Genomic DNA, 21,289 nt, shown 5'->3' on the forward strand with positions numbered 1-21,289 from the left:
TGAAGGCCGAAGGTCACCTTGGCCGCTGCTATCTCAAAGGCCGCGCCGGCGACGCCGCCAACGTCGTGCTCTCAGCAGTCGGCCACAACTTCCGCCGTATCCTCGCCTGGCTCAGAGAACTCTTGTGGCGTGCTGGCCGGTCCAGCCCCGCTCAGTTCGCCTTCTTAACGGACGACTAAATGCGCCGGTTGACGTCTCAGCAACCGATAATCATGAGCATCCACATCTATGCGGTCGTCAAGGGCGTTCTCATCGTGGTCTCAAGAATCCGAGTGACCCGCAACACGTCAAAGTGGGGACGCTTCGAGGCCCTGCGTACGAGTGCATTGAGTACGTTTGTCAAGATGGTATGGGAATTGTAGTTGCCGCTTAGGCGAACCGACATGGGCACATCAGATGCGAGCATATCCGCAGCCAAGTCGGGCCGTTGGTTGACCAGGCCGTATCGCCGCCAAATGCGGGGATCACAGCGCCTCGTAGCACGGAAACATCGATGAGAGATGAGATATTATCTCTGACCACCTCTTCATTCAGAGTCGCCGTTGGATGGCTGCGGCTGGTCTCCTGGCACGAGACCGAAGAGCATGCCGGTCGAATTGCTCGGACACAGGTTGTTCTCAAGGACCGCGAGCGAAGGTATGATCAAGGTCTCATGGTTACCCGAATCCGCCCGACGCTACGAGGACCTGAGCTGAGACATAGCAAGCGTCATACCAGTGCAGACAACTCCTGCATCAATTCTGTAGGGACTTACAAACTTCGCACTCCGGTCAACTACCAACGTTAGCAATTGATCGAAAGAACCGACGCATGGCATTCTCTATGAATGTCGAGCAAAGTCACACCTTCGGAATTCGGCACGCAACATCAACCCTGAGAGCAGGAGCAAGGTGATGATCGGGTATCGGCGTGACTATGAAAATGCCATCTCGGCCGTCGCCTTTCTGTTTGCCGTCATCGGGCTGCTCCTGGCCTTCAACGGCAAGATAGAGCTCGACGTTGCGGCGATGCTCTGGATTTTGTTTCTGGATCATTGGGACGGGCATATTGCTCGCAAGACTCGCCATCTTCGCCCCCCAGGTGCAGCGGAATTCGGCAAGAGCTTCGATAGCTTTGTCGACTTCATCCATGGCATCTTGTTCCTGGCCGCCATCATTATACTTGTTGGCCGAGGTTCGGCACTGTCACTTTTCGCCAGTCTGCTCCTGGTTTTGTCGGGTGCGATTAGGCTGAGCTATTTCGAGAATGTCGGCCTAACGCCTGACGCTCCTTTTGTCGGGATTCCGGTTTCGTATGATGCTCCATTACTTGCCCTGATGTTCTTGCTCCGACCGCTAATGTCCGGAGGGCGTTCGAGGCGGCACTGGCCCTACTGTTGTCAGTCCTTGCGGTCTTCCATTTATCCGAGTTTGTGAAGGTCCGGGCAATCCGAGGCCTTGGCGTTCCGATAGTACGGCCGCAGCGATTGTGTCGTTGGTTCTAATGGCCATCATTTTGATGTAGCTGGAAGCGAACTATCTAGGAGGGCGCCCCAATGAACAATGCGTTTGTAGCAGCACCCGCTGTGAAAGCCTCACTTCAGGCCCAGCTTGACGAACGTCTTAAAACGCCGATCGCACTTAGGCTGAATCCGCCGCCGCCAGTCGCACACGTCTTTGATCCGGTCCTCAGCAACGCAACAAACAACATTCTGGTACGGGGCGCTCTCAGCAAAATTATCGGACATCATCGTTGGTGTGGAACCGAAACCGACCGACGAGCCGGCGCTGAATTCTGCGCCTCGCGCCTGGGTTATCGAGCTGACGAAGCGCGTATTGTCCTGACAAGCAGCACGCAAAGTACTCTGAATATGCTCATTCCCGGCCTCGTCGGTGCAGGCGGGATGCTGGCCGTTGATGAGCTAACCTACCCGCCGATCAAGGGGTTTGCAGCCCGTTTTAGTGTAAGCTTGGCGCCGGTCCGGATGGATGACGACGGCATGATCCCGGATGCTTTTCGAAAGGTGTGCCAGACGCATCGTCCGAAAGCGCTATACCCTCTTTCGACGCTTCAAAACCCGACCACCGTCACCATGTCCCTGGAAAGACGCAAGGAAGTCGTCGCGATTGCCAGAGAGTTCGGCGTCTCCATCATCGAGGATGACATCTACAGCCTTATTCCCGGGAATGCGCCACCGCCGCTTTCTGCCCTTGCCCCAGAACTTTCTTGGTATCTGCTCGGCTTAGCCAAGAGTATCGCGCCGGGAATGAAGGTGGCCTATGTCGTTGCGCCGTCAAAGGAGGCGGCGGCGGACCTCTTTTGGCCGGGAGTCCGGGCTACCTTCTGGATGACGGCGCCGCTTAGCGCCGCACTCGCCACAGAATTGATTGAGTCTGGATCAATCGGAAGGATTCTCGACGCTGTTCGCAGCGCGACGGCCGCGCGGCATACTTTAGTTCGCCAACATCTCACAAATATCGATCACCGACTCGGGGAGGGGGGTCTCCATGTATGGATGCCAACGCCGCCTTACGTCACGAGTGCCGATCTAACTACGAGGCTTGAGCAGGCTGGCGTGCTTGTTTCGACAAGTGATGGCTTCGTGATCGGTGAAGCGGAGCCGCCACGAGCGATCCGGTTCGGCCTCGGCAACCCGTCGGATGACTCAACCCTCGAGAGGGCACTCACAATCATCGCGGCAGAGTACGACAAGTACCGATTGACCTAGGCCCAGCGTCATGGAGACAATAGTATGTCCATAGGAAGCACGGCAACGAGCCAACCTGCGTCGGGCCAGATTCACAGTCCCTGGGACGATTTTGATGGTCTCGGCTACTTTTATCAGTTTCGCCCGACGTATCCGCAGCGGATTGCAGAACAATTGAGATTCGTGCTCCCTGATTGCAGGGGAGGTCACATCATCGAGGTAGGCGCCGGGACCGGTCTGTTCACGCGCAGCCTTGCCGCGGTTTTTGGCTCTAGCTTCCAGATCGTCGCAGTAGAGCCAAATGAAGATATGCGGCGGCACGCGGAGACCCAGACGCCAACCGGCGTGCTCGTGCACTACACTGACGGGGTGGCCGAACATCTGCAAGCGGCAGACGGCTCTGCTCAGTTAGTGACGGCTGCTAGCGCAGTGCATCGCTTCAATCGTCCGGCGTTCTATCGAGAGGCGCAGCGTGTCCTGGCGCCGGGGGGCGTCCTCGCAATCGTTCAGTACGAGCCTTACGACAAGGGTAGTGCCTTTGTGGATGGCTTTCTCTCGGTAATCGAGGCCGCACTCCCCGGCTACCGTCGGCATCGGCACTCCAGACCTGAGGGCGGCTACGCAGAGATTGATATTGCGGTCGAGTTAGGAGCCGAATCTGGTCTGAAAGACGTGACGCGAGAACCCTTCGTTTTTAACGAGCTGATCGATCGCGAAACGTTTCAGCATCGTGCGCGGTCGTTCACAATCGTGCAGAAAGCGATCAATCACGAGGGAGAGGATGCGATCCTTTCGGCCCTCGGCATCCTCTTCGAACAGTACAGCGATAGCAACGCACTTGTCGAAATGCCTTACGAGGCCGAAATCATTACAGCGCGTCGCACCTAGGGTCTAGTAGAGTTTTCGTCCGTGGATGATGGAGATCAGGATGCGTTTAGTATTGAGCGGCGCGACTTTAATCGACGGACGTGGAGGCAGGCCAATTGCGAATGCTGAGGTCGTTGTGGAGGCCGATCGCATAATTGCTGTCGGCTCCGCAGGTGAATTCGCTGATCAAGCCGAAGCAACAGTTATAGACCTGACTGGGAAGTATCTTTTGCCAGGCTTCATCAATGCTCACGATCACCTAACAACAAAACGACTTCGCGGCTCGAGGACAGATCGCGCGGGTGCCGATGATGCGATAATGATCGCGCGGGGCATCCAAAACGCACTTGTCAACTTGCGAGAGGGTATAACAACTGTTCGCGATGCGGGCGCCCCCAGAGGATTGTCGCTGTCGCTTAAGTCTGCGATTGCGAGCTCCGATATCGTCGCGCCTCGCATTCTCGCAACCGCTCAGGGCCTTACTGAAACAGCGGGCTACGCGCATGAGATATTTGTGGAGGTGGATACTCCTCTTGAGGCGAAGAAAGCCGCCGGAGCGATGATTAAGCGCGGCGCTGACTTCATCAAATGCATGGCTAGCATCGAATGGGGCCATGCCGAAGGCGAGCCATTAAGCGTGGTTAACATGGATGTTGCAACGATGCGGGCCGCTTTCGACCTTGCGCACCACCACGGCCGCAGATGCATGGCACACGCGCTTTGCGACGAAGCGATCGCAAATGCCATCGAGGCTGGCGCTGACACCATCGAACACGGCGTATTCCTCAGCGCTGCTACCGCAAGAGAGATGTCAAAAAGGGGCGTGGGCTTGGTGCCGACTCTTAGTAGCTATAAGGAACTCCGAAATGACTGGGGACGAGGTCAAGGCATCATGCGTCACAGCGCCGAGATCGTTGAGCACCACAAAGTAGGCTTTCGGCATGCCCTTGACGCGGGAGTGACGCTTGCCTTTGGTTCGGACAGCCTAGGCAATCTGACGGATGAATGCAGTACGATGCAGGAATGGGGAATGACCCCGATGCAGTGCGTTGAAGCGATCACCCGGAACGCTGCGATCCTGTTAGGCATCGATGACCAAGTGGGGATCATTGCTGCGAGAAGAGCGGCCGACCTCGTCGTTCTCGATGCCGACCCGATGGCAAATATCGCCGCACTTGGCGAAGTCGAAATCGTCGTCAAATCTGGCCGCTTAATGGATCCGGCGATGCTGCCCATATAGCTCCGACGCGATGCGGTTTTGTTTAGGTTGCGACCCGATGAGAGATTCCCGTTTCGAGTCCCGAAGCCAGCGCCTCCGCTTCCATTCTCCTCTTATCTCCAACAATCATGATCTGTATTCAGCAGGACTAATGCCTATCGCGAAACTTAGGCAATAGACGGTTCTTCACAACCTAACTTCGCGAGGACGCCGCTCAATTGACACCCTTTGTCAACGGCAACGGAAGCTCCAGCCCCGACGACAACACCTCGTTGCTGCGAGGCTTCGACAAACTCATTGCGGCTTAGGCGATCGGGCAGTTTGATCCAAAGGTGCTAACTTGCCGGATCGATACCGAGTGGCATGCCGAACGCCTCTTCCGCGATATTCCGTCGGCTTTGCGTTCCAGACGCACTGAATTTATAATTTCAGCTGCCAAGCCAGTCGCTAGCCAATGGGTCGCGATCTCCGCGATGAGAGGCGTAACCATTTAATTTGTCGTTCTAACCCCAGGCCACAATACCCTCTGCGTCGTCGATAAACTGGACCAAAAGCTGACAAGCCAAGGATTTGCTGAGACCCGAGATGTATCAGCTGCGTTCGGGCGCATACGCAGAAAGGGGAGGAGGAGCGTTCCGCGGGAGGACGCCTAAAATGTCGTCCTCAAAGATTGAAAGAGTATGACGGCGCGCAATCTTCGCGATTGCTTGTCGCCTCGTCTCGGTCACAATCGCTAATGTGGGATTATGAAGGGTAGGCATGCAGTATAAGGCGCGCGCTTTCCCCTTGAATTTTATGCACGTACGATCAAAGCTTTCAGGCTCGATCCCCTCCCCATCAATCGAGATGCCATGCAACTTTACTCGAAATAGATGCGACAGTGGTTTGATCGCAGGATACCTAAGTGCCTCCGTAAGGAGCACGCCAATTGGTTTAATATAGTAGCAAACAACATCGCGGGGATGCTCTGCGTACCGTTAGCGAGTGCTATTCGGCCCGGATCCGACGTTCCTCCAAGTCGCCGGGCGAGCCAATTGGCACCGGCTTCACGATCCTTTCGCTGTGCCGGTCAAAGGAGGAAATCAAATCGCCTCTGCGACATTCGTCTTCGCAAGATGGTAAAAGGACTCTTGGATTGCAGTCCAGACAAGCGGACTCGGAGGTGGAAGATCGCGTCCGTAGTTGATGAGCCATGCGGATGTCTGCGCAACTTCGCCAAGATTTGAAAGATTGTCCATTTTTTTCTTTCCTGGCTTGAAACCACAACGATCTTCAGTCGGCTTAAGGGGCATTACCCGCGACAGTTGCCAGCGCGATCGAGCCGGCGATCGCAAAGCCCGTCGCGATCGGCACCGCGATTCCACGAATGGCTGGGACGCGGATTGCAGTGGTCACGTATAACAGCGCGAGTATGATGAAGGCTGCCGCAACAAGCGTCGGAAAAACATCTTCCGATAACAACGGGCGAGCGAGCAGCAGGATAGTAAGGACTGGTGTACCGTATGAAACCGGAATGCCAATAAATCGCGCGTCAGATGTGAGTCCTACATTTTTGAAATAGCTGAGCCTGATCGCGCCCGCCAATACCAGCGCCAAGCTTGCGACGAGCGACAGCATCGTGCCTTGACCCACAAGGATAATGATCGTGGCCGGGAACACAACGCCATGAATGAGATCGGCAAGTCCATCGAAGCTTTTCCCGAACTCCGCCACACCTGGACGGCGAAGATGCCGCGTCTTCCGGGCAACATGCCCGTCCCAATGATCCAGAAACCAGGTCCAAAGCATTGCCGCAACGCCGAACTCTATCTTTTGGTTCAAGGCCAGGAACAGCCCGATGACGGCAAACAGATAAGAGAGGGCGGTGATGGCATTTGCATAGTCACGCAGATACCCGATCATCGCCTTGCTCCCGTCAGCGGGGTGGAACTCGCCGCGGAACGTGCGCGGCCCATCGACGGCGCGAAAATCTTCTCCGCTAGGCGCAGATCATCTTCGCTATCGATTTCGAACCAGCGGGTATCGCTGCAATCCGCCGCAAAAAGCTGCAGCTCTCGCTGCTCGACAAGCCGTGCGAGGACCTGCTCAACATAGGCCGTACGATGCCCGCTTTCCACAGCCTGGTGCAATGCTGGCACCAGCTGTTCGCGCGAGGCTTCCGCGGAAAAGTGCGTCAGGTTGATGGTCTTGAAGAGACCCCTGGCCCGGGCCTCGATGGGCGTCTGGTTCATGACGAACGTGACGACAGAACCATCGTCAGCCAGCTCGACGGCGGAACCAGTCATTGCTGCGTTAAACGCCGCCACAGCCGCCACGCTCTGCTGGGTGGATGAGACCGTTCGAAGTGTTCTTTCGAGGACTTCGCGCTCAAAGAACACATCGCCTTCGAGAAAGACGGTGTCGCCGGCAAGCATTGTATTTCGCGCTAGCCATAGGGAATAGGCGCTGCCGGTCCGATCGAAGATGGGATTGTGGATATATTCGATGTCGACATCCTCGAATCGATAGCCACAGGACTGTTCGATGGCTCCCTCGCGATAACCCACGACGATGGTTACTTCGCGAGCCCCGAGCTCAGACAACTGATGCAGCGCGTTGTGCAGCATCGAGGTTCCGTTCACCTTCACCAAGGGTTTCGGAACAAAATCCGTGTAGGGGCTCAGCCTGGAGCCCATTCCTGCGGCAAGGATCACCGCCCGTGTACCATTGAGCATTTTGAAACGTCCTTCTGGCAAGCTTCAGGCTGCTTGCCTCGTCTTCAGGCTGTTCAGGGTCTCGACGACGCGTTTCAGTCCCGTCTGCAGCAGGTCCGGCGGAGCACCGAAACAGAGACGCAGGCCGTTCACGTCCCCAAAGGTACCGCCGGCAACGGATCCCACATCGGCTTCCTCCAGGAGCAATCGTGCAATGTCGTCAGTGGATCGAAGGTGGCCGCCGGCCGGCAAAGCTGAGACAAGCCTCCTCAGATCGAGATAGAAGAAGAACGAGCCATCGGCACTCGGCGGGGGCACGTCGTGCAGACCAGCGAGGATGCGAAGACCAGCGTTACGAGCGCCAGACAGGCGCTGATGCATCTCTTTTTCAAAGCTGCCGTCACCGACTTGAAGGTGGTGCAAGATCGCGTGTTGCGCAATCACATTGGCATTTGAGGTCGTATGGCTCTGCAGCTTCCTAGCCGCGGAAACGATCTCCGGAGGAGCTGCGAAATAGCCCAGGCGCCAACCGGTGATCGCCAGCTCTTTGGAGAAGGCGTTGACCAGGATGGTCCGTGCACGGACGCCGGGATGCGCCATGACGATCGACTCATGGCGCGAACCGGTGAATACAAAGCTGGAGTAGCTTTCGTCGGAAACGATCCAGAGTTGATAGTTGATCGCGAGGTCGCCGATAGCTTGTAGAGTCGTTCGATCATAGACTGCGCCGGTCGGATTGTTCGGCGAGTTAATGATGACGGCTTTTGTGAACGGGGTGACAGCGGCGCGAATTGCGACGATATCGGGAGTATACGTCGGGGGGCGAACATCAACGAACACGGGCTTTGCGCCAGCGAGAAGAACCTGGGACGGGAATGTCGGCCAGCAGGGGCGAATGATGATGACCTCATCTCCGGGATTGAACACGGCCAAGGCAACGTCGAGCAGGCCCTGCTTTGCACCCGCAGTGATAGCGATGTTATCCGTAGTCCAGCTGATGCCTGTTTCCGCAGACAGCCTTACGGCGACAGCGCCGCGAAGCGGCGTCAGGCCGATGGAATCGGTATACCGGTTCGTTCCGGCATTGATCGCGGCGATCGCTCCTTCGCGCACGGATGATGGTGGCTCGATGATGACTTCGCCGGCCGCCAGATCGATGATCTGACGTCCGGTCGCGGCAGCCGTCTTAGCTGCCTCACGGGCGGCGGCAGTGCCCGAACCTGAAAGCAAAGACATCCGTTGCGCCAACATGTGCGCTCCTCCTGGGTCGATTGTCGAGTTTGTTGAGGTGATCGCAACCGCTTCGCCGCCGGTACGCGATCTGCCTCGGCGGATATCACTTCTTCTTCGACGAAGGCGTCGGCCAAATGGGGCTTAAGAGTTCATCGAGACCGGCGAGCACACAGTATTCTGGAGTCCAGGAGCCAGCACATAGATCACGGTCGACGGCCAGGACAGATTGTGGGTGAGTTTGCATGCTTAGCTCCTTTGCAGCTGATGTGTGCCCAGCCCGATGCTCATCCGTCAAATAGCTTGCTCCCATCACTAGATCAAATATTAGCGTTGGTAGTTGACCCGAGCGCAAAACGTAGTCGTTACAATTGAGGCGAGATTTGCGGTTCTTACGGTGCTGTGGGTCGTGAACGTCTAGACGAGCGCCTGGCGATGGCTTCTACCATTTGCAAGCGACCGAGGCGCTGCACTCCTGATCGGCGGCTACAATAAGGTGAAGCCTGGCGACATCGTGCTCTACGCCGATTTCGACTACGATTCGATGCAGTATGCAATGAACGCGCTCAAGGCGCGGCGCGGCATCGACGCCGTCGAGTTCGACGTGCCGGAGCCGGCGACTTGGCAGTCCGTGCTGGACGCCTACGCCCCCGCGTTCGACGCGACTCCAAAGACGAGGCTCCTGCGCCTCACCCACATCAGCCACCGGACAAGCCTCGTCATGCCGATTGCCGAGATCGTTCGCAGGCGAAGGCCAAGGACATCGACACCATCGTCGACACGGCCCATTCGTGGGGGCAGCTCGATTTCACGGTGAGCGAACTTGGGGCCGATTTCGTCGGCTTCAATCTGCACAAATGGATCGGCGCACCTATCGGGGTGGGCTTCCTCTACATCAGAAAAGAGCGTCTCTCCCGGACAGTCACCGCCACATGGGCGACGAGGACTTCCCGGAGGCCGACATCCGCTCGCGGGTGCACACTGGCACGGTCATTTTCGCCACCGTGTGACGGTGCCCGCGGCGATCGCGCTCCACTAGGAGATCGGCGCGGCCACGAAGCAGGCCCGCCTGCTGCGCTATCGGCGCGACTACTGGGTGCGCCGTCTGCGCGCGTTTAAGGACATCGAGATCCTCACGCCTGGCGTGGCCGGCTCCTACGGCGTCATCACGTCCTTCTGCCTTGCGGGCAAGACGAGCTAAGCCGGCAACGACGCCACGGTGGCGCAGCTCAGGGACAGCTACAAGGTGCTCACCGTCCGCCGGGCGGGTGTCGCCAAGGGGCAGCGTGACGCCGGCGCTCTATACCGAAGAGGCGGATCTCGACCGCCTGGTGGAGGCGCTGGCCGCCGTCACCGGCATGAAGGCGGGCTGAAGCGTGCAGGTCTTGAATAAGGCCGCCGCGTCATGGCCGGGAGAAGCCCGGGTGAGTCTGGAACGACTCTGCTTTTGTCCCCAGACGCAGTTGATTCAACTTCAACAGTAGCTCCGCCTGCACCAGCAGGGCTGGAGAAGGAATATCATCCCGCCCGTGGGCTCGCGCATGTGCTCCACGCGAAACATGCTGGCGCTCGCAAGCACCCTGCTGACGATTGGCGCGCTTGCCGACGAGTTCGGCCGCAAGTGCATTTTTCGCGGCGGCATCACACTCTTCGTCGTAGCCTTCGGGCTGCGCTGGCTACTCTCGACGAGGAATACGGGCCGTTGGAAATGCGAGCGCTATTCAAAAGAGAAATCCCAGGAGAGACGAAGCTCACGAGCGGCGCTGCAGACACCACCACGGGCTCGGCTCGTTCGCCGGGATTCGTCGATTGCGCCTGCACCCGCTCGCTTGCCTCAATCTCCCGAATGATCTGCTCCTGCTCCACCGGCAGACTTGCCAGAGTATCCTTCTGAAGGAGAACCGCCCGCAGGGGGGCGCGGGGGCTGCGCCAGCGATCGCGCTGCCTCGGCAGCCGCGGCCGCTTCGCCTGCTTGATTCCTGCACCACCGCGCGCTCGGTGCCTGCATCGATGGCCCGCTCGGCACGCTGTTCGCGCTGCAATGTCGGATTGAGTGCTGCAACCGCCTCTTCGCGACGCTCGCCGCCAACGGTACAATCGGGCGAGGCGCGCAGCGTCGCTGCCTCGCGTCCCTCCCGCAACCGTTGCCCGTCCGTGCGCGAGATGAGCCCGTCACGTGCTTCTCGGCACACAGGCCATAAGTCTTTGGGCGGGAGGTGCCGATGCGAGTTTTCGCTTCACTACGCGCGGGCAGGGGCAGACGGCTCGGGCTGTTGCTGCCGCTCCAGGTCATTCGTCGCCTTCCCCTAAACGCCTACCTCGCTGTCTGTCATCCCCCAGCAGATCGAGAAGCCAGCGTCGATCCCTTCGTTGATACGAGATCTCCGTCTGCGACATTGTGGCGGCACCATGTGGCACATCGACGTTTTCCGGCGAGCCTGGCCGCTGGACATTCGTTGTGATACGTCATAACCAGGACGCGCACCATCCACCCATCCCGTGATCATCCCTCTCGGCGACAATGTCCAATGTCGCCGTCTCCGCTAATCGTTCGGCCGCACACTCAGCGCAGCAAATCGCTCGCTGCATCGCCCCTTTACCCGATCAAATGAGGCATCCGATGAATGTCTCGCCGATGCGCGGCGACCACAGGCGCACCTTCTCCGCAACCGCACCGGCTACTACCCCATACCACCCACAACTCCGCAGCTTCGTTCATCGGCTTCTATGAGGTCGTACGCACGACAGAGCGCGCGGCTCGCACCGCGCCGCATAAAACGCTCAAGGTTCCCATTAGATGCCTTCAACGACTATCGTCAGGAACTACTGGATTCTTGGGATTCTGTTTTGATCTATCGGCATATAGAAGCGCTCGGGTCGAAAGGCGCCAAGCACATCACATGATGCTTCCCTTGCAATTTCCGTGGTGAGCAGTAGCGCGACATATGGGGCAAGCGTGACGCCTGCGTGCGTCACCGCAATGAATATCTGTGCTTGACCAGGTAGTCGCCCGACGATCGGGTAGCCATCTTTGGGAACGGGACGGGTCCCTCTCCGCGCGGCAATGGACTCCCCAAGGGAGGGGTCTTTAAGCTCGCCCCTTAATAACGAGACATTCTCCCTGGCAGCCGTGAGCTCTACACCAGAGTGGCGGACGCCCGTGGCATCGCCGGCACTGCCGACGATGAGAGAGGAAGGCCCGTTTGCCCGGAAATGAATATCGTTAGCAAAGACAACGTGCTCGATCGGAGGGCCGAAATACTGTATTTGCGCAAGTACCTCGGGCGACTCATGAACCAATGGCGCACACGCTAGATAGTCAAGCAGGGCGTTGATTCCGGTGCCGCTGGCCAGCACGACTGCATCGACAAGATAGCAAGTACGATTAGTCCAGACCACAGCGCCGTGGTTGAGAGGCTCTATCTTTGTACATTTTTCAGAGACCCAATGGGCCAGCCCGGTTGCGACGGCAGCGTCGATCATGCGCTTCGTGAAATAAACAGGGTCGAGCCATCCCTCCTGAGGAACCCGCACAATAACTTCGGGAGACCCCACGATGCTAAGATTGGGCTCAAGGTTCAATGCATCATTTCGTGAAAGGTACTCAACGGTCCTTCCTAGCCCCTCGGCCATACTTGCTGCCTGAAGCAACTTCTTATTTTGCGTGGAGTCGATTGACCACCGCAATGTTCCCGTTGCTCTAATGGCGTCTACCAGACCAATCGGGCGTGCGAGTTCCATGTGGTAGTCAAGGGCTTCGGACCTGAACTGCATGTAGTCCGATGTCGACGCAGCAAAGAAGTTTAGGCAAGCGAAACTCGATCCGGTTGCTCCAGAGCCGGGCTCGGCGCCATCAAACAACAGTACCGTCACTTCGTTCGCGGCGAAATGAAGCGCGAGCGACGCGCCCATAATCCCAGCTCCAACAACAGCGACCAACATCAATTCCTCCTTCAGCCAGCCGAGCGCTTGTTGGAGGAGAGGCTATCGGCAAAGAGGGGCTCCGCCACGGTCGTGATCGCTCGCTCTATTGTGTCTCGATGCACTGGATGGCCAATGCACAATCGTGTTCCATGCCGAACACCTGCATATGACGTTGGCTCGACGTTAATCAACCAGTCAGTGACACGCCTCTTTGATCCAGATCAGCTACTAACGTTGGTAGTGGATGCAAATTGTTGCATGTCGGTATAGCGTTGCAAAATCCAGCACCAATTTCCGATACGGAAGTTCTGAGTTGGCAATGAGCGAGTTTTATCGCCTCATCACCCAACTTCTTGTCGTAACACCAACATGATGATCAATTTTGTATAGGCTCAGCGTTGCTCTCATCCATTTTCAATCACTTTATTCTCTTCTGGCACGCTCAATCTAGGGTAACATCAACATTCGCGCCGCGGCTCACAGAAGCGAGTCGACGAGTGTCCGGTTGCACCAAGTTGGGAGATTCATCCGCGCGGCGCTACGGGCGCGCCCCTCCGACCGCGAATCACAAGGGAAACGGAATCAGTCTGCGCGGACTCTTTCAACGACCTCCACTCGGCAGCGCTGTCACGTGGCGTTCAGCACCTTGGCGGCCGCCTTGATGCCCTCGTGGGCGTCCGAAGCTCACTAGCTTGAGGCCGCGCAGACCCCGCCTGGCGAGCCTGCGCAGGAACGCCATCCGCGGATGGGCCGACATCCATGCCGGAGATTTCCGGCCGGCCATCCTGCACGATGATCGCGACGATCCCCGCGACCGAGACATTGCGCCCCTGCTGGCGCACCTTCACGTAGGTGGCGTCGATCCACAGAGAGGGCCATCGCCCTCGACCGGACGGGCGAGGAACGCCCCGTCAACTATCAAGCCTGCTAATTGATCAAGATGTCAGAAAAGGGGAGTGATTGCCGGATGAAGGTTGGGCTGCTCAGTTGGGCTCCTCAACCGTCGCTCCTGAGGTGTTCGGCATGAAACATCAACCAAAATCTGTACTCGCCAACGGTCCTGATCAATGCACCGCATCCTCGGCCGCAGAAATGCTGCGTGCACAGGTGTGCTCCAATCTTGAACTCTCCTTCCTCATGGAAGCGCATGACGGCCTCTCCGCTGCGATCGCCGAGCGCGCAGGGTTCAAAGGTCTCTGGGCGTCCGGTCTTTCAATTGCCTCCTCTCTTGGGTATCGTGATGTCAACGAAGCGTCATGGTGCCAGCTTGTCGATGCAGTCGAGCGGATCGTGGACTCGAGCAAACTGCCTGTTCTGGTTGACGGCGATGGCGGCTTTGGGAATTTCAACAATGCACGCCTCCTTGCCCGCAAGCTCCGTCAACGAGGCGCTGCGGGCGTTGCGCTGGAGGACAGCTGCTTTCCGAAGATGAACTCGCTCATTGGCGATCGTCATCCCCTCGCCGATATCCACGAATTCTCCGGCCGCCTGCGGGCAGTTAAGGATACAGTCGCGGACGACTTGGTCCTCGTGGCCCGGATCGAGGCGTTGATCGCGGGGCATGGAATGGACGAAGCAATTTTACGCGCTCACGCTTACGCGGACGCGGGTGCGGATGCGATCCTCATTCACTCGCGAAAGAGCACCGCGGACGAGGTTCTTTCCTTCACGCGCACCTGGCAAGGCCGATTGCCCGTCGTGATCGTGCCAACGATATACTATCGAACACCAGTCTCTGCGTATCGTAATGCCCGCATCTCAACAGTGATCTGGGCCAACCACTCAGTGCGAGCTGCAATAGCGGCAATGCAGCAGATCTGCCGTCGTATCATTGCAGAAGAAGGCGTTGCCAGTATCGAGCCCAATATTGCGACGCTCGACGAGGTCTTCGAGCTTTTGAGGTATGACGAACTTGCCCGCGCGGACGCGCGCTATCTTCACCCTCTTGACTGAGGGCAATGATTTCCCATTCACACGCAACAAACTCGCTCTCGAAGGACCACCGGCATTCAATCGGCCGCCTTACGGTTACGCTCCACCGCATTGTTCAGCGAAGCACAGGCGTTCCCTCCTAAAAATTGGATGCGCCATAGACAGCTCTTGCGCGGCTGATCCGAACATGCTGCAGATCTACGGGGCTCATTTCTCTCCTGAAGAAGAGCCAACGCGGACGGTGATCCGTCGTCCTCTTCAAGAAAGCTGGTAGACACCGCAACAGCAACCACAAGCGACATTTGAGACCGACAGAGAGCGCTCATGTTAAGGCAACGGACGGTTCTGCTCAACTCTTCGGGCACCGCCGCCAACGTGACAGATCTGCGTGGCGGCGCCGTTCGCAACGTGTTCTCTTTCAGTATGCGCCGCTGGCGCAAGCAACTGACCCAGCTAGGGTTGATTGGGACCATGGTTGTCGTCTCAGTTGCGGCTGGCAGTGTCACCGATGCGAACGCGGGAGACGAGCGGAAGGCTGGCTTGCAAACCCAAATCGGCCGGGTGCAGCCGGGCGCTAAAGCCATCTCTCTACCGATTCCCGCATGTGGCGAGACAACCCAAGAATTTGGCTCCAATGATCCGAACGATCACGTCGATGGCACCGTCAACAAGATGATCACCGAGTGGCTGCTGGCCGGCAACAAGGCCGCTTGGAAATCCAGCTTCGGTCTGGATAGGCGCTCTCTTGCCAACGCAGAGTCCGAAATCGGCACCTCCGATTGCGGGAAGGATCTCTTCCCGCCGGCCCCGAAGCCAAAACCCGCGGCATCGATCCGCATCGGAAGCAAATACTGCGGCACCGCGGTCTGTTCGATAATTCCAAGGGCCTTCTCGAAAACACCATTCCAGCCGCCGACAACGCGCTTAAGCACGGTTTCCACGGTTTCGAACTCGATCTTCGCGCAGATAGGAGCGGCCATGCCTGGATGATGCATGACACTACACTCGAGCGGGTTACCAGCGCCCCGAACAATTGCCTGATTTCGGATGTTTCTACCGAGGAAATCAAGAACATGAACCTCTCGATATGGAATCCCCATCAATAATGAACGAATTCCGGCGCTTGACCGCAACGGCATCCGCAAAAGATGGAAGACCGGCAGTACGTGCAAATCGAGCAAAAGCGCTTTCCGGTCTTCAAGGCCAGCAGGGCAGTGCACGAGCGCCTGAACCGCGACGAGAGCTCGGAGACGATCAGCTCGCCGTCTGAGGTTGTACAAGAGGGCAGGTGGCGCGCAGCCCGACCTTAGGGTTCTATCATGCCAAGCCTGCGGCGGCCGACGCGGTAACGCGCCACCTGTTGGGCAGGGTGCTAGTCACCATTGGCATCGACAAGTCCCGCGGTCATAGCGCACCAAAGATCAGTCCATCCTCGCCTGACTCAAACCAAGGCTGTTGTGCTGAATTGGTTCGGCTTCAAGTGAATGATCGTGAACAAACCGTGGTGAGAACCTCGTCCGCCCCCTCGGAGCCGATTATCACTTGGCTCGCGGAAGCGGGGAAACCACAAACGAGGGTCTTCGATCTGGCGTCCGTTTCGAACCAGCCACCAAATCGACCGAAAGAGCCTAGCAATCCCAAAAGATTGCTGGATTTTGTTTTGAGTCGCTTTGGTCGAGCGATCAGACGGGAGGTGCCACCCGAATGTCCTCTGCGCTGGCGCGTAAAGCCATAGCCCGGGTTGATGCCGCGTCCTGCATGCGTGCCCGACTCCGTCGCCCTGCACTGGGCCGCTCGGTTTGCTGTCGACAGCGATTAAAGAACGGACGACTTTATTAGAGACCGACAACGAAATCTTGTCCCGAATCGTGGGCCGGTTGTCGGTTCCAAACCAATGTTGTCGTGTTGACGACGTGAGACAAAGCGAAAAATCAGCAATTTTCAATCTGGCGCGTTGCTTGCTTTGTTCGCGCTGTCGGCGTCGATCGCCTGCGAAGGCATCGAGCATAGTTTGGCAACTTTAAGCGAAGACGCGGAGACTGGCTGTGTCGCGAACTGAGATAGAGCGATTTGTCAACGATCTAGGGAAAAAGGGCAATCTGCTCGAAAACGCAAAACCGAGTGCTACAGGTCTTGCATCAATTGTAGCGGTCGGAAAACGTCACGGCTACAATTTTACTCTTGATGAAGCGAAGAGTTACATCCGGTGTCTAAGTCAACAGGAGTTGATTAGTAAGCAGCTCGATGGGACTGCCGGCGCCAATCCTGATTCGAGTGTTGCGATCTCGAGCGGCGTTGTGCAGGCCGCCGGGTTGGCCAGGTCCGCTGCGGAGGTGCCCACGAGCGGCGTACAGGTCGCGGAAGCGCACTTTAACTTCGCCTCGGTAGTCGAGCCCGTCGCTGTTGTTCTGGTTGTTGTTGTTGCGGTCGTGGCCTGACATGCCTTTCGCTCTGACCGCATTGGCTCGTGCTCAAGGAGACGAGAAGTGCGACGAGAACATGAAAGCAGGCCTCGTCCGGGGTGAGATCATTGCCATTAGGCTTATAAGAGTCTGCTTCAAGGTTTATCCGTAACGTGATGACGCGCGCTGCCACCGAACACTACCGACAGAGTTTTGACCGTCGCACCCCCGAGCAACTGCGCACCCTATCGCACGTCAAGCGCTTCACGGAGCGGTTAGCCGGTGACGTGGAGTTCCGCAAGGCGCTTTCGGAGAACCTCGACGCCCCTCGTACGGTAACAGAGCGCTACGGCATCGAAGTTGACCCAATGGAAATGTTGCCGCTCTGGCACGGAGGCTACCAAAAATACCGCTTCAAGCCGGAGTCTGCCCAGTGGCCGCTGACTACGATGTGGGACGAGCATCTGCGCGAGATGTTGCGCCATCGCGACCTCCTGCGCGACGAAGGCGAAATGTCGACGATTAACCCTCGTTTCCATGCCTGGCGCGAGCGCCAAATCCGGCGCTGCAACGACGAATTGGGCGCATCATCGCTATCGGTCACGTACCCGATCATCGCCTTCGAGTTGAGCGAAGGCTGCACCGTTGGTTGCTGGTTCTGTGGCCTCTCTGCCGACCGGTTCAAAGGCTATTACGACTACAGCAAAGAGCAGGCAGAGCGTTGGCGTGGCGTGGTTGGCGTCGCGAGCGAGGTGTTTGGTTCGGCAGCCCGTACTGGCTTCTGCTACTGGGCTACAGATCCTATGGACAACCCACACTACGATCGCTTTCTGTTCGACTACTATCGGATCACGGGCGCATTGCCGCAGACAACGACCGCTGCGCCGCTCAAGGATCAGGCACTCACCAGACGCGTGCTCAGACTGTTCAACCTGTATGGCACCACGCCGAATCGTTTCTCCGTGCTGAGCAATGCACATCTCAATCAGATTCATATGACGTTTTCGCCAGAGGAGCTGCTAGGGGTCGAACTCATCCTGCAGGGCAAGGAGGCGCCGACCGCAAAGGCTTTCGCCGGACGCGCGCGCGAGCGGAAGGGGAAGCTCATGTCCGCCATCAATGATGATGCAACCGCGTTGCCGGAACGCGATCATACCACGATCGCGTGTGTTTCCGGCTTCCTCGTAAATATGCAGCAGGGACGTTTGCAACTGGTGACGCCGGTACCGGGGAGCGAACGCTGGCCTCTCGGTTACCGCATCTTGGGTGAACGTTTCTTCAGGACGCCTGACGAGTTCCGGGAGGGGCTGCAGAGCATGATCGACCAGTATATGCTCGAGAGCCCAGCCCCCCACCTGCCGATCCGCTTCCGCAGAGACCTGCAATACAAAGCGGGGAACCGGTACTTCCAGCTCCGCGCCCGCAACATGGAACACCGGGTGCCCGACGACATCGCTCCGATTTCCGTTGGCGATCTCATCGCGTTCGGCAACTGCACAGCGTCGGAGCTGGTTATGCGGGTCACGACTGACGGAACGAGCGTACTTGCAGTCGCTGACTTGCTCGATCGGTTGTACGCGGCCGGGGTAATCGAAGACGACCTCGACGACCGCTTCGCCTGGCAGACCAGCAATTGGACGACGAGCCGCATCGAAGCTGCCAAATACGCAGGCTCCCGCACGGACGTAGATCATGCCGACTCGCACTGAGATACTACGTCAGTATCGGGGAGCTGCGGCATCTTACCATCTCGCAGTGTGGACTGGGGTGGCAAGCCGTTTCGCATCCACCGTCCGCGGCTTCATGGCGCGCAGAACCGACGTGACCGGAGAACCTGTTCTTGGCGTGCCGGGCTCTCCTAGGCAGCTCGAACTCATTCGGTCTACCACCTCCCTGAGCTCCGCCGGATGGGCTTTGGTAGCTCCGCGCTGGACGCGACCGAAGGCCTTCCGCGCTCGCGGCTTCGAGCCAAGTCCTCGTTTTTTGCGGATCGGCGAGTACGACTGGAACGCTGCACGCTCTTCGTCAAGAACGGCTCGATCCGACCTGATCCTTGGCGTGGCGCCGCTTAATGTCGGGAGCGAAGCGGGTGTGTCGGCTCATCCACGGCTCGGCTCTAGCACCCTCCGCTGGACTAGCGCGTTCATGCTTTCCAGTCTCCAGGCAACGAACGTGACACGGAAACATGGCTCGAAGCGCGCCGCCTAGGGCATCCGCTGAATTAGTTGACTTCATGTTCACGGCTCCAATCACGGAGTCGCGCAGAAGTTCGCATTGCCGTCCAGCGCATGAGGCTGTGGCCGGGCGAACGCGCCTAGTCTTCCACAAATAATGGGGCATCACATGAGTATCGATGTGCCAATCGTCTTAGTCAACATGCCTATGTCGGCAGTCGAAAGACCGTCGTTGGCGCTTGGTCTGCTGAAGTCAGCGCTGACCCAGGCGGGGCTGCAAGCCACGATTGCATATCCGAACATCTGGTTTTTGGAATATATCGGCATTGCCGACTATGGGCCTCTTGAGAGTTGCCCGCCAGAGGAGGGGCTGGTTGATTGGCTGTTCGCGGGCGTTGCTTTTCCCGACTTCGAGCCTGAAGAAAGCGCCTTCCTGGACCTTTATTTCGAACGCAACCCGATACACGCAGGCAAATCTTTGGCCGAGCGTCGCGCGAATTTCCTCAGGCTGCGCTCGCTCGTCGGCGGGTTTATTGATTGGACGGCTGACAAGATATTGGAGCAGCGGCCGGCCATAGTTGGGTGCAGCTCGACCTTCACCCAGCATGTTCCCTCGCTCGCGTTGCTGCGCCGGTTGAGCGAGCGCTCACCGGATCTTGTCACTCTCATGGGGGGCGCAAACTGCGAGTCGGTAATGGGGCGGAGCACTCACATGCGTTTCCCATGGGTCGACTATGTCGTGTCGGGCGAGGCCGACTTACTGATCGGCCCGCTGTGTTGGGACATCCTCAATCGCGGCAGAGACATTCCGCCTGCTGACCTGCCATTTGGCGTTTTCGGTCCGGCGCATCGCGAGGTCGGTTATCCCACGGCGTCGACGCGCGACTTAGTGCCCCGCGCAGTGATCGAGACCATAGGTGACCTGCCGCTGCCCGATTTCTCGGACTATTTTGCCGAGCTCAACGCGTCGCTCTACGCCGACCGCATCCATGCCGGGCTGCCGATGGAGTTCTCTCGAGGCTGCTGGTGGGGCGAGCGGAGCCACTGCACCTTTTGTGGGCTGAACGGTGGATCGATGACCTATCGCCAGAAACCCGCGAGGCAGGCCGCAGAGGAGATGATTGAGATGTCGGCGCGCTACGGTTCGTCGCGCATCGAAGCGGTGGACAATATTCTGGCCACTGACTACCTTAAAACGGCGCTGCCTCGCCTCACAGCGCTACCCGAGAAGCTCGCGATCTTCTTTGAGGTCAAAGCCAACCTGAAGCGCCACGAAGTGGAGAAGCTGGCCGCCGCCGGCGTCCGCTGGATCCAACCGGGTATTGAGAGCCTGGATACCCGTGTTTTGAAGCTGATGCGCAAAGGAACGAGCTCAGCGCATAATGTCCAACTCTTGAAGTGGTGCCGTCAGCACGGTGTGCGGGTCAGTTGGAGTTTGCTGTGGGGCTTCCCCGGCGAGAGCGACGCATGGTATGCGGAAATGGCTCCTTTGCTACCGCTGCTGCATCATCTACAGCCGGGACCTGCGGTGCGTTTGCGGTACCAGCGCTACAGCCCCTATCACTACGCAGCAGAGAAACATGGATTGAAGCTGCGCCCGGCCGTCTCCTATCGCTACGTCTATCCGTTATCGGAGCGCGATCTGGCGGATCAGGTTTACTACTTCGAAGACAGTGAAGACGACGATGTCGGCGGTCATTTCGCGGCGCGCAGCGCTAAGGGCCGCCCGGGGCTAAGCGCTGTGGCCAAGGGTATCGATGCCTGGCTGAAAGCCTGGTGCGAGCCGAAGTTGTCTATGCTGTCGATGCGGGACAGCGGCGACGAGATCATAGTCGAGGACACGCGAGCTATTGCAGTCGAGCGCGAACACCGGGTCAGGGGCCTCGCGCGGGAAATTCTTCTGGCTGCGGACGCAGGCTCGCCTGAAACCCGCCTGCGCGAACAGCTGAGCGGGACGAATGTAATGCAGGCCGAGATTGAGGCTGCGATAGCTGACATGATCGCTCGCAAATTGATTGTGCGGCTGGACGCGCGGCTGGTTGGGCTCGCGCTCTGGCATCCCTATACGCCAATCCCTCCGATGACTGCGTTCCCTGGAGGCTATTTCGACCGACGTGCCGCGCCATTGGGTACCTCGCGTGAATGAGGAAAACTGCGGGGGG

General features: G+C 58.1%; 16 protein-coding genes and 1 pseudogene. 12 read left to right on the plus strand and 5 right to left on the minus strand.

Annotated features, from left to right (window positions below; translation table 11 throughout):
* Nucleotides 1-893 precede the first annotated feature (893 nt).
* The 4 genes from GWG67_RS35490 to GWG67_RS35505 all read left to right on the plus strand — a co-directional run bounded on the left by GWG67_RS35490 (nucleotide 894) and on the right by GWG67_RS35505 (nucleotide 4,793).
* Nucleotides 894-1,415, plus strand: coding sequence for a CDP-alcohol phosphatidyltransferase family protein (locus GWG67_RS35490; protein WP_275174315.1), 522 nt, complete (start codon nucleotides 894-896; stop codon nucleotides 1,413-1,415).
* A gap of 119 nt (nucleotides 1,416-1,534) precedes the next feature.
* On the plus strand, nucleotides 1,535-2,707 hold the full coding sequence (locus tag GWG67_RS35495) for a PLP-dependent aminotransferase family protein (RefSeq protein WP_275174317.1): 1,173 nt from the start codon (nucleotides 1,535-1,537) through the stop codon (nucleotides 2,705-2,707).
* 24 nt (nucleotides 2,708-2,731) lie between these two features.
* Nucleotides 2,732-3,574, plus strand: a complete 843-nt coding sequence (locus GWG67_RS35500) for a class I SAM-dependent methyltransferase (protein WP_275174319.1) — start codon at nucleotides 2,732-2,734, stop codon at nucleotides 3,572-3,574.
* Between the two features lie 40 nt (nucleotides 3,575-3,614).
* Nucleotides 3,615-4,793: an amidohydrolase family protein gene (locus GWG67_RS35505; RefSeq protein ID WP_275174321.1), complete on the plus strand. Its 1,179-nt coding sequence runs from the start codon at nucleotides 3,615-3,617 to the stop codon at nucleotides 4,791-4,793.
* Nucleotides 4,794-6,053: 1,260 nt separating this feature from the next.
* Here GWG67_RS35505 and GWG67_RS35510 read toward each other — a convergent pair.
* From GWG67_RS35510 to GWG67_RS35520, 3 genes are read right to left on the minus strand one after another with little or no spacing between them, the layout of a single operon-like run.
* Nucleotides 6,054-6,674: a CDP-alcohol phosphatidyltransferase family protein gene (locus GWG67_RS35510; RefSeq protein ID WP_275174323.1), complete on the minus strand. Its 621-nt coding sequence runs from the start codon at nucleotides 6,672-6,674 to the stop codon at nucleotides 6,054-6,056.
* Nucleotides 6,671-7,486 carry a phosphocholine cytidylyltransferase family protein gene (locus GWG67_RS35515; RefSeq protein WP_275174325.1) on the minus strand — a complete coding sequence of 272 codons (816 nt, stop codon included), beginning with the start codon at nucleotides 7,484-7,486 and terminating at the stop codon, nucleotides 6,671-6,673. The genes GWG67_RS35510 and GWG67_RS35515 overlap by 4 nt, the downstream gene beginning before the upstream one ends.
* A 24-nt stretch (nucleotides 7,487-7,510) precedes the next feature.
* The gene (locus tag GWG67_RS35520; protein WP_275174327.1) at nucleotides 7,511-8,716 is read right to left on the minus strand and encodes a pyridoxal phosphate-dependent aminotransferase; all 1,206 of its coding nucleotides are present in this window, start codon (nucleotides 8,714-8,716) and stop codon (nucleotides 7,511-7,513) included.
* Nucleotides 8,717-9,191: 475 nt separating this feature from the next.
* Here GWG67_RS35520 and GWG67_RS35525 point away from each other — a divergent pair, with 475 nt between their 5' ends.
* Complete coding sequence (locus GWG67_RS35525) at nucleotides 9,192-9,512, plus strand: hypothetical protein (protein ID WP_275174382.1); 321 nt, start codon at nucleotides 9,192-9,194, stop codon at nucleotides 9,510-9,512.
* Complete coding sequence (locus GWG67_RS35530) at nucleotides 9,467-9,814, plus strand: aminotransferase class V-fold PLP-dependent enzyme (protein ID WP_275174371.1); 348 nt, start codon at nucleotides 9,467-9,469, stop codon at nucleotides 9,812-9,814. Before GWG67_RS35525 ends, GWG67_RS35530 begins: the two co-directional genes overlap by 46 nt.
* Nucleotides 9,815-11,518: 1,704 nt before the next feature.
* Here GWG67_RS35530 and GWG67_RS35535 read toward each other — a convergent pair.
* Together GWG67_RS35535 and GWG67_RS35540 are read right to left on the minus strand one after the other, a co-directional pair.
* Nucleotides 11,519-12,637 (minus strand): FAD-binding oxidoreductase, encoded by a 1,119-nt coding sequence (locus tag GWG67_RS35535; protein ID WP_275174330.1) that lies wholly within the window; start codon nucleotides 12,635-12,637, stop codon nucleotides 11,519-11,521.
* Between the two features lie 612 nt (nucleotides 12,638-13,249).
* A pseudogene (locus tag GWG67_RS35540) lies at nucleotides 13,250-13,526 on the minus strand (transposase); the annotation flags it as partial.
* A gap of 185 nt (nucleotides 13,527-13,711) precedes the next feature.
* On the opposite strand from GWG67_RS35540, the gene aepX reads away from it, so the two are divergent.
* The 6 genes from aepX (at nucleotide 13,712) to GWG67_RS35565 (ending at nucleotide 21,273) form a co-directional block, all read left to right on the plus strand.
* Nucleotides 13,712-14,572 carry a phosphoenolpyruvate mutase gene (gene aepX, locus GWG67_RS35545; protein WP_275174373.1) on the plus strand — a complete coding sequence of 287 codons (861 nt, stop codon included), beginning with the start codon at nucleotides 13,712-13,714 and terminating at the stop codon, nucleotides 14,570-14,572.
* A 303-nt stretch (nucleotides 14,573-14,875) separates the two neighbouring features.
* Nucleotides 14,876-15,541: a hypothetical protein gene (locus GWG67_RS35550; RefSeq protein ID WP_275174331.1), complete on the plus strand. Its 666-nt coding sequence runs from the start codon at nucleotides 14,876-14,878 to the stop codon at nucleotides 15,539-15,541.
* Nucleotides 15,454-15,657, plus strand: coding sequence for a glycerophosphodiester phosphodiesterase family protein (locus GWG67_RS39155; RefSeq protein WP_369335508.1), 204 nt, complete (start codon nucleotides 15,454-15,456; stop codon nucleotides 15,655-15,657). Before GWG67_RS35550 ends, GWG67_RS39155 begins: the two co-directional genes overlap by 88 nt.
* A 939-nt stretch (nucleotides 15,658-16,596) precedes the next feature.
* Nucleotides 16,597-16,989 (plus strand): hypothetical protein, encoded by a 393-nt coding sequence (locus GWG67_RS35555; RefSeq protein ID WP_275174333.1) that lies wholly within the window; start codon nucleotides 16,597-16,599, stop codon nucleotides 16,987-16,989.
* A 140-nt stretch (nucleotides 16,990-17,129) separates the two neighbouring features.
* Complete coding sequence (locus GWG67_RS35560; RefSeq protein ID WP_275174335.1) at nucleotides 17,130-18,662, plus strand: radical SAM family RiPP maturation amino acid epimerase; 1,533 nt, start codon at nucleotides 17,130-17,132, stop codon at nucleotides 18,660-18,662.
* A 634-nt stretch (nucleotides 18,663-19,296) separates the two neighbouring features.
* Nucleotides 19,297-21,273 carry a RiPP maturation radical SAM C-methyltransferase gene (locus tag GWG67_RS35565; protein ID WP_275174337.1) on the plus strand — a complete coding sequence of 659 codons (1,977 nt, stop codon included), beginning with the start codon at nucleotides 19,297-19,299 and terminating at the stop codon, nucleotides 21,271-21,273.
* Nucleotides 21,274-21,289: the final 16 nt, after the last annotated feature.

Origin of the sequence: Bradyrhizobium sp. CSS354, from assembly GCF_029051725.1 — a bacterium.
In the GTDB taxonomy this organism is placed as follows: Bacteria; Pseudomonadota; Alphaproteobacteria; order Rhizobiales; family Xanthobacteraceae; genus Bradyrhizobium.

Bases quoted from the DNA above. Each gene is read 5' to 3' on its own strand.
- GWG67_RS35515 (WP_275174325.1), bottom strand. From the start codon at position 7,486: ATGCTCAATGGTACACGGGCGGTGATCCTTGCCGCAGGAATGGGCTCC.
- aepX (WP_275174373.1), top strand. From the start codon at position 13,712: ATGCTGCGTGCACAGGTGTGCTCCAATCTTGAACTCTCCTTCCTCATG.
- GWG67_RS35535 (WP_275174330.1), bottom strand. From the start codon at position 12,637: ATGTTGGTCGCTGTTGTTGGAGCTGGGATTATGGGCGCGTCGCTCGCG.
- GWG67_RS35510 (WP_275174323.1), bottom strand. From the start codon at position 6,674: ATGATCGGGTATCTGCGTGACTATGCAAATGCCATCACCGCCCTCTCT.
- GWG67_RS35520 (WP_275174327.1), bottom strand. From the start codon at position 8,716: ATGTTGGCGCAACGGATGTCTTTGCTTTCAGGTTCGGGCACTGCCGCC.
- GWG67_RS35560 (WP_275174335.1), top strand. From the start codon at position 17,130: ATGACGCGCGCTGCCACCGAACACTACCGACAGAGTTTTGACCGTCGC.
- GWG67_RS35490 (WP_275174315.1), top strand. From the start codon at position 894: ATGATCGGGTATCGGCGTGACTATGAAAATGCCATCTCGGCCGTCGCC.
- GWG67_RS35500 (WP_275174319.1), top strand. From the start codon at position 2,732: ATGTCCATAGGAAGCACGGCAACGAGCCAACCTGCGTCGGGCCAGATT.
- GWG67_RS35505 (WP_275174321.1), top strand. From the start codon at position 3,615: ATGCGTTTAGTATTGAGCGGCGCGACTTTAATCGACGGACGTGGAGGC.
- GWG67_RS35495 (WP_275174317.1), top strand. From the start codon at position 1,535: ATGAACAATGCGTTTGTAGCAGCACCCGCTGTGAAAGCCTCACTTCAG.
- GWG67_RS35550 (WP_275174331.1), top strand. From the start codon at position 14,876: ATGTTAAGGCAACGGACGGTTCTGCTCAACTCTTCGGGCACCGCCGCC.
- GWG67_RS35565 (WP_275174337.1), top strand. From the start codon at position 19,297: ATGAGTATCGATGTGCCAATCGTCTTAGTCAACATGCCTATGTCGGCA.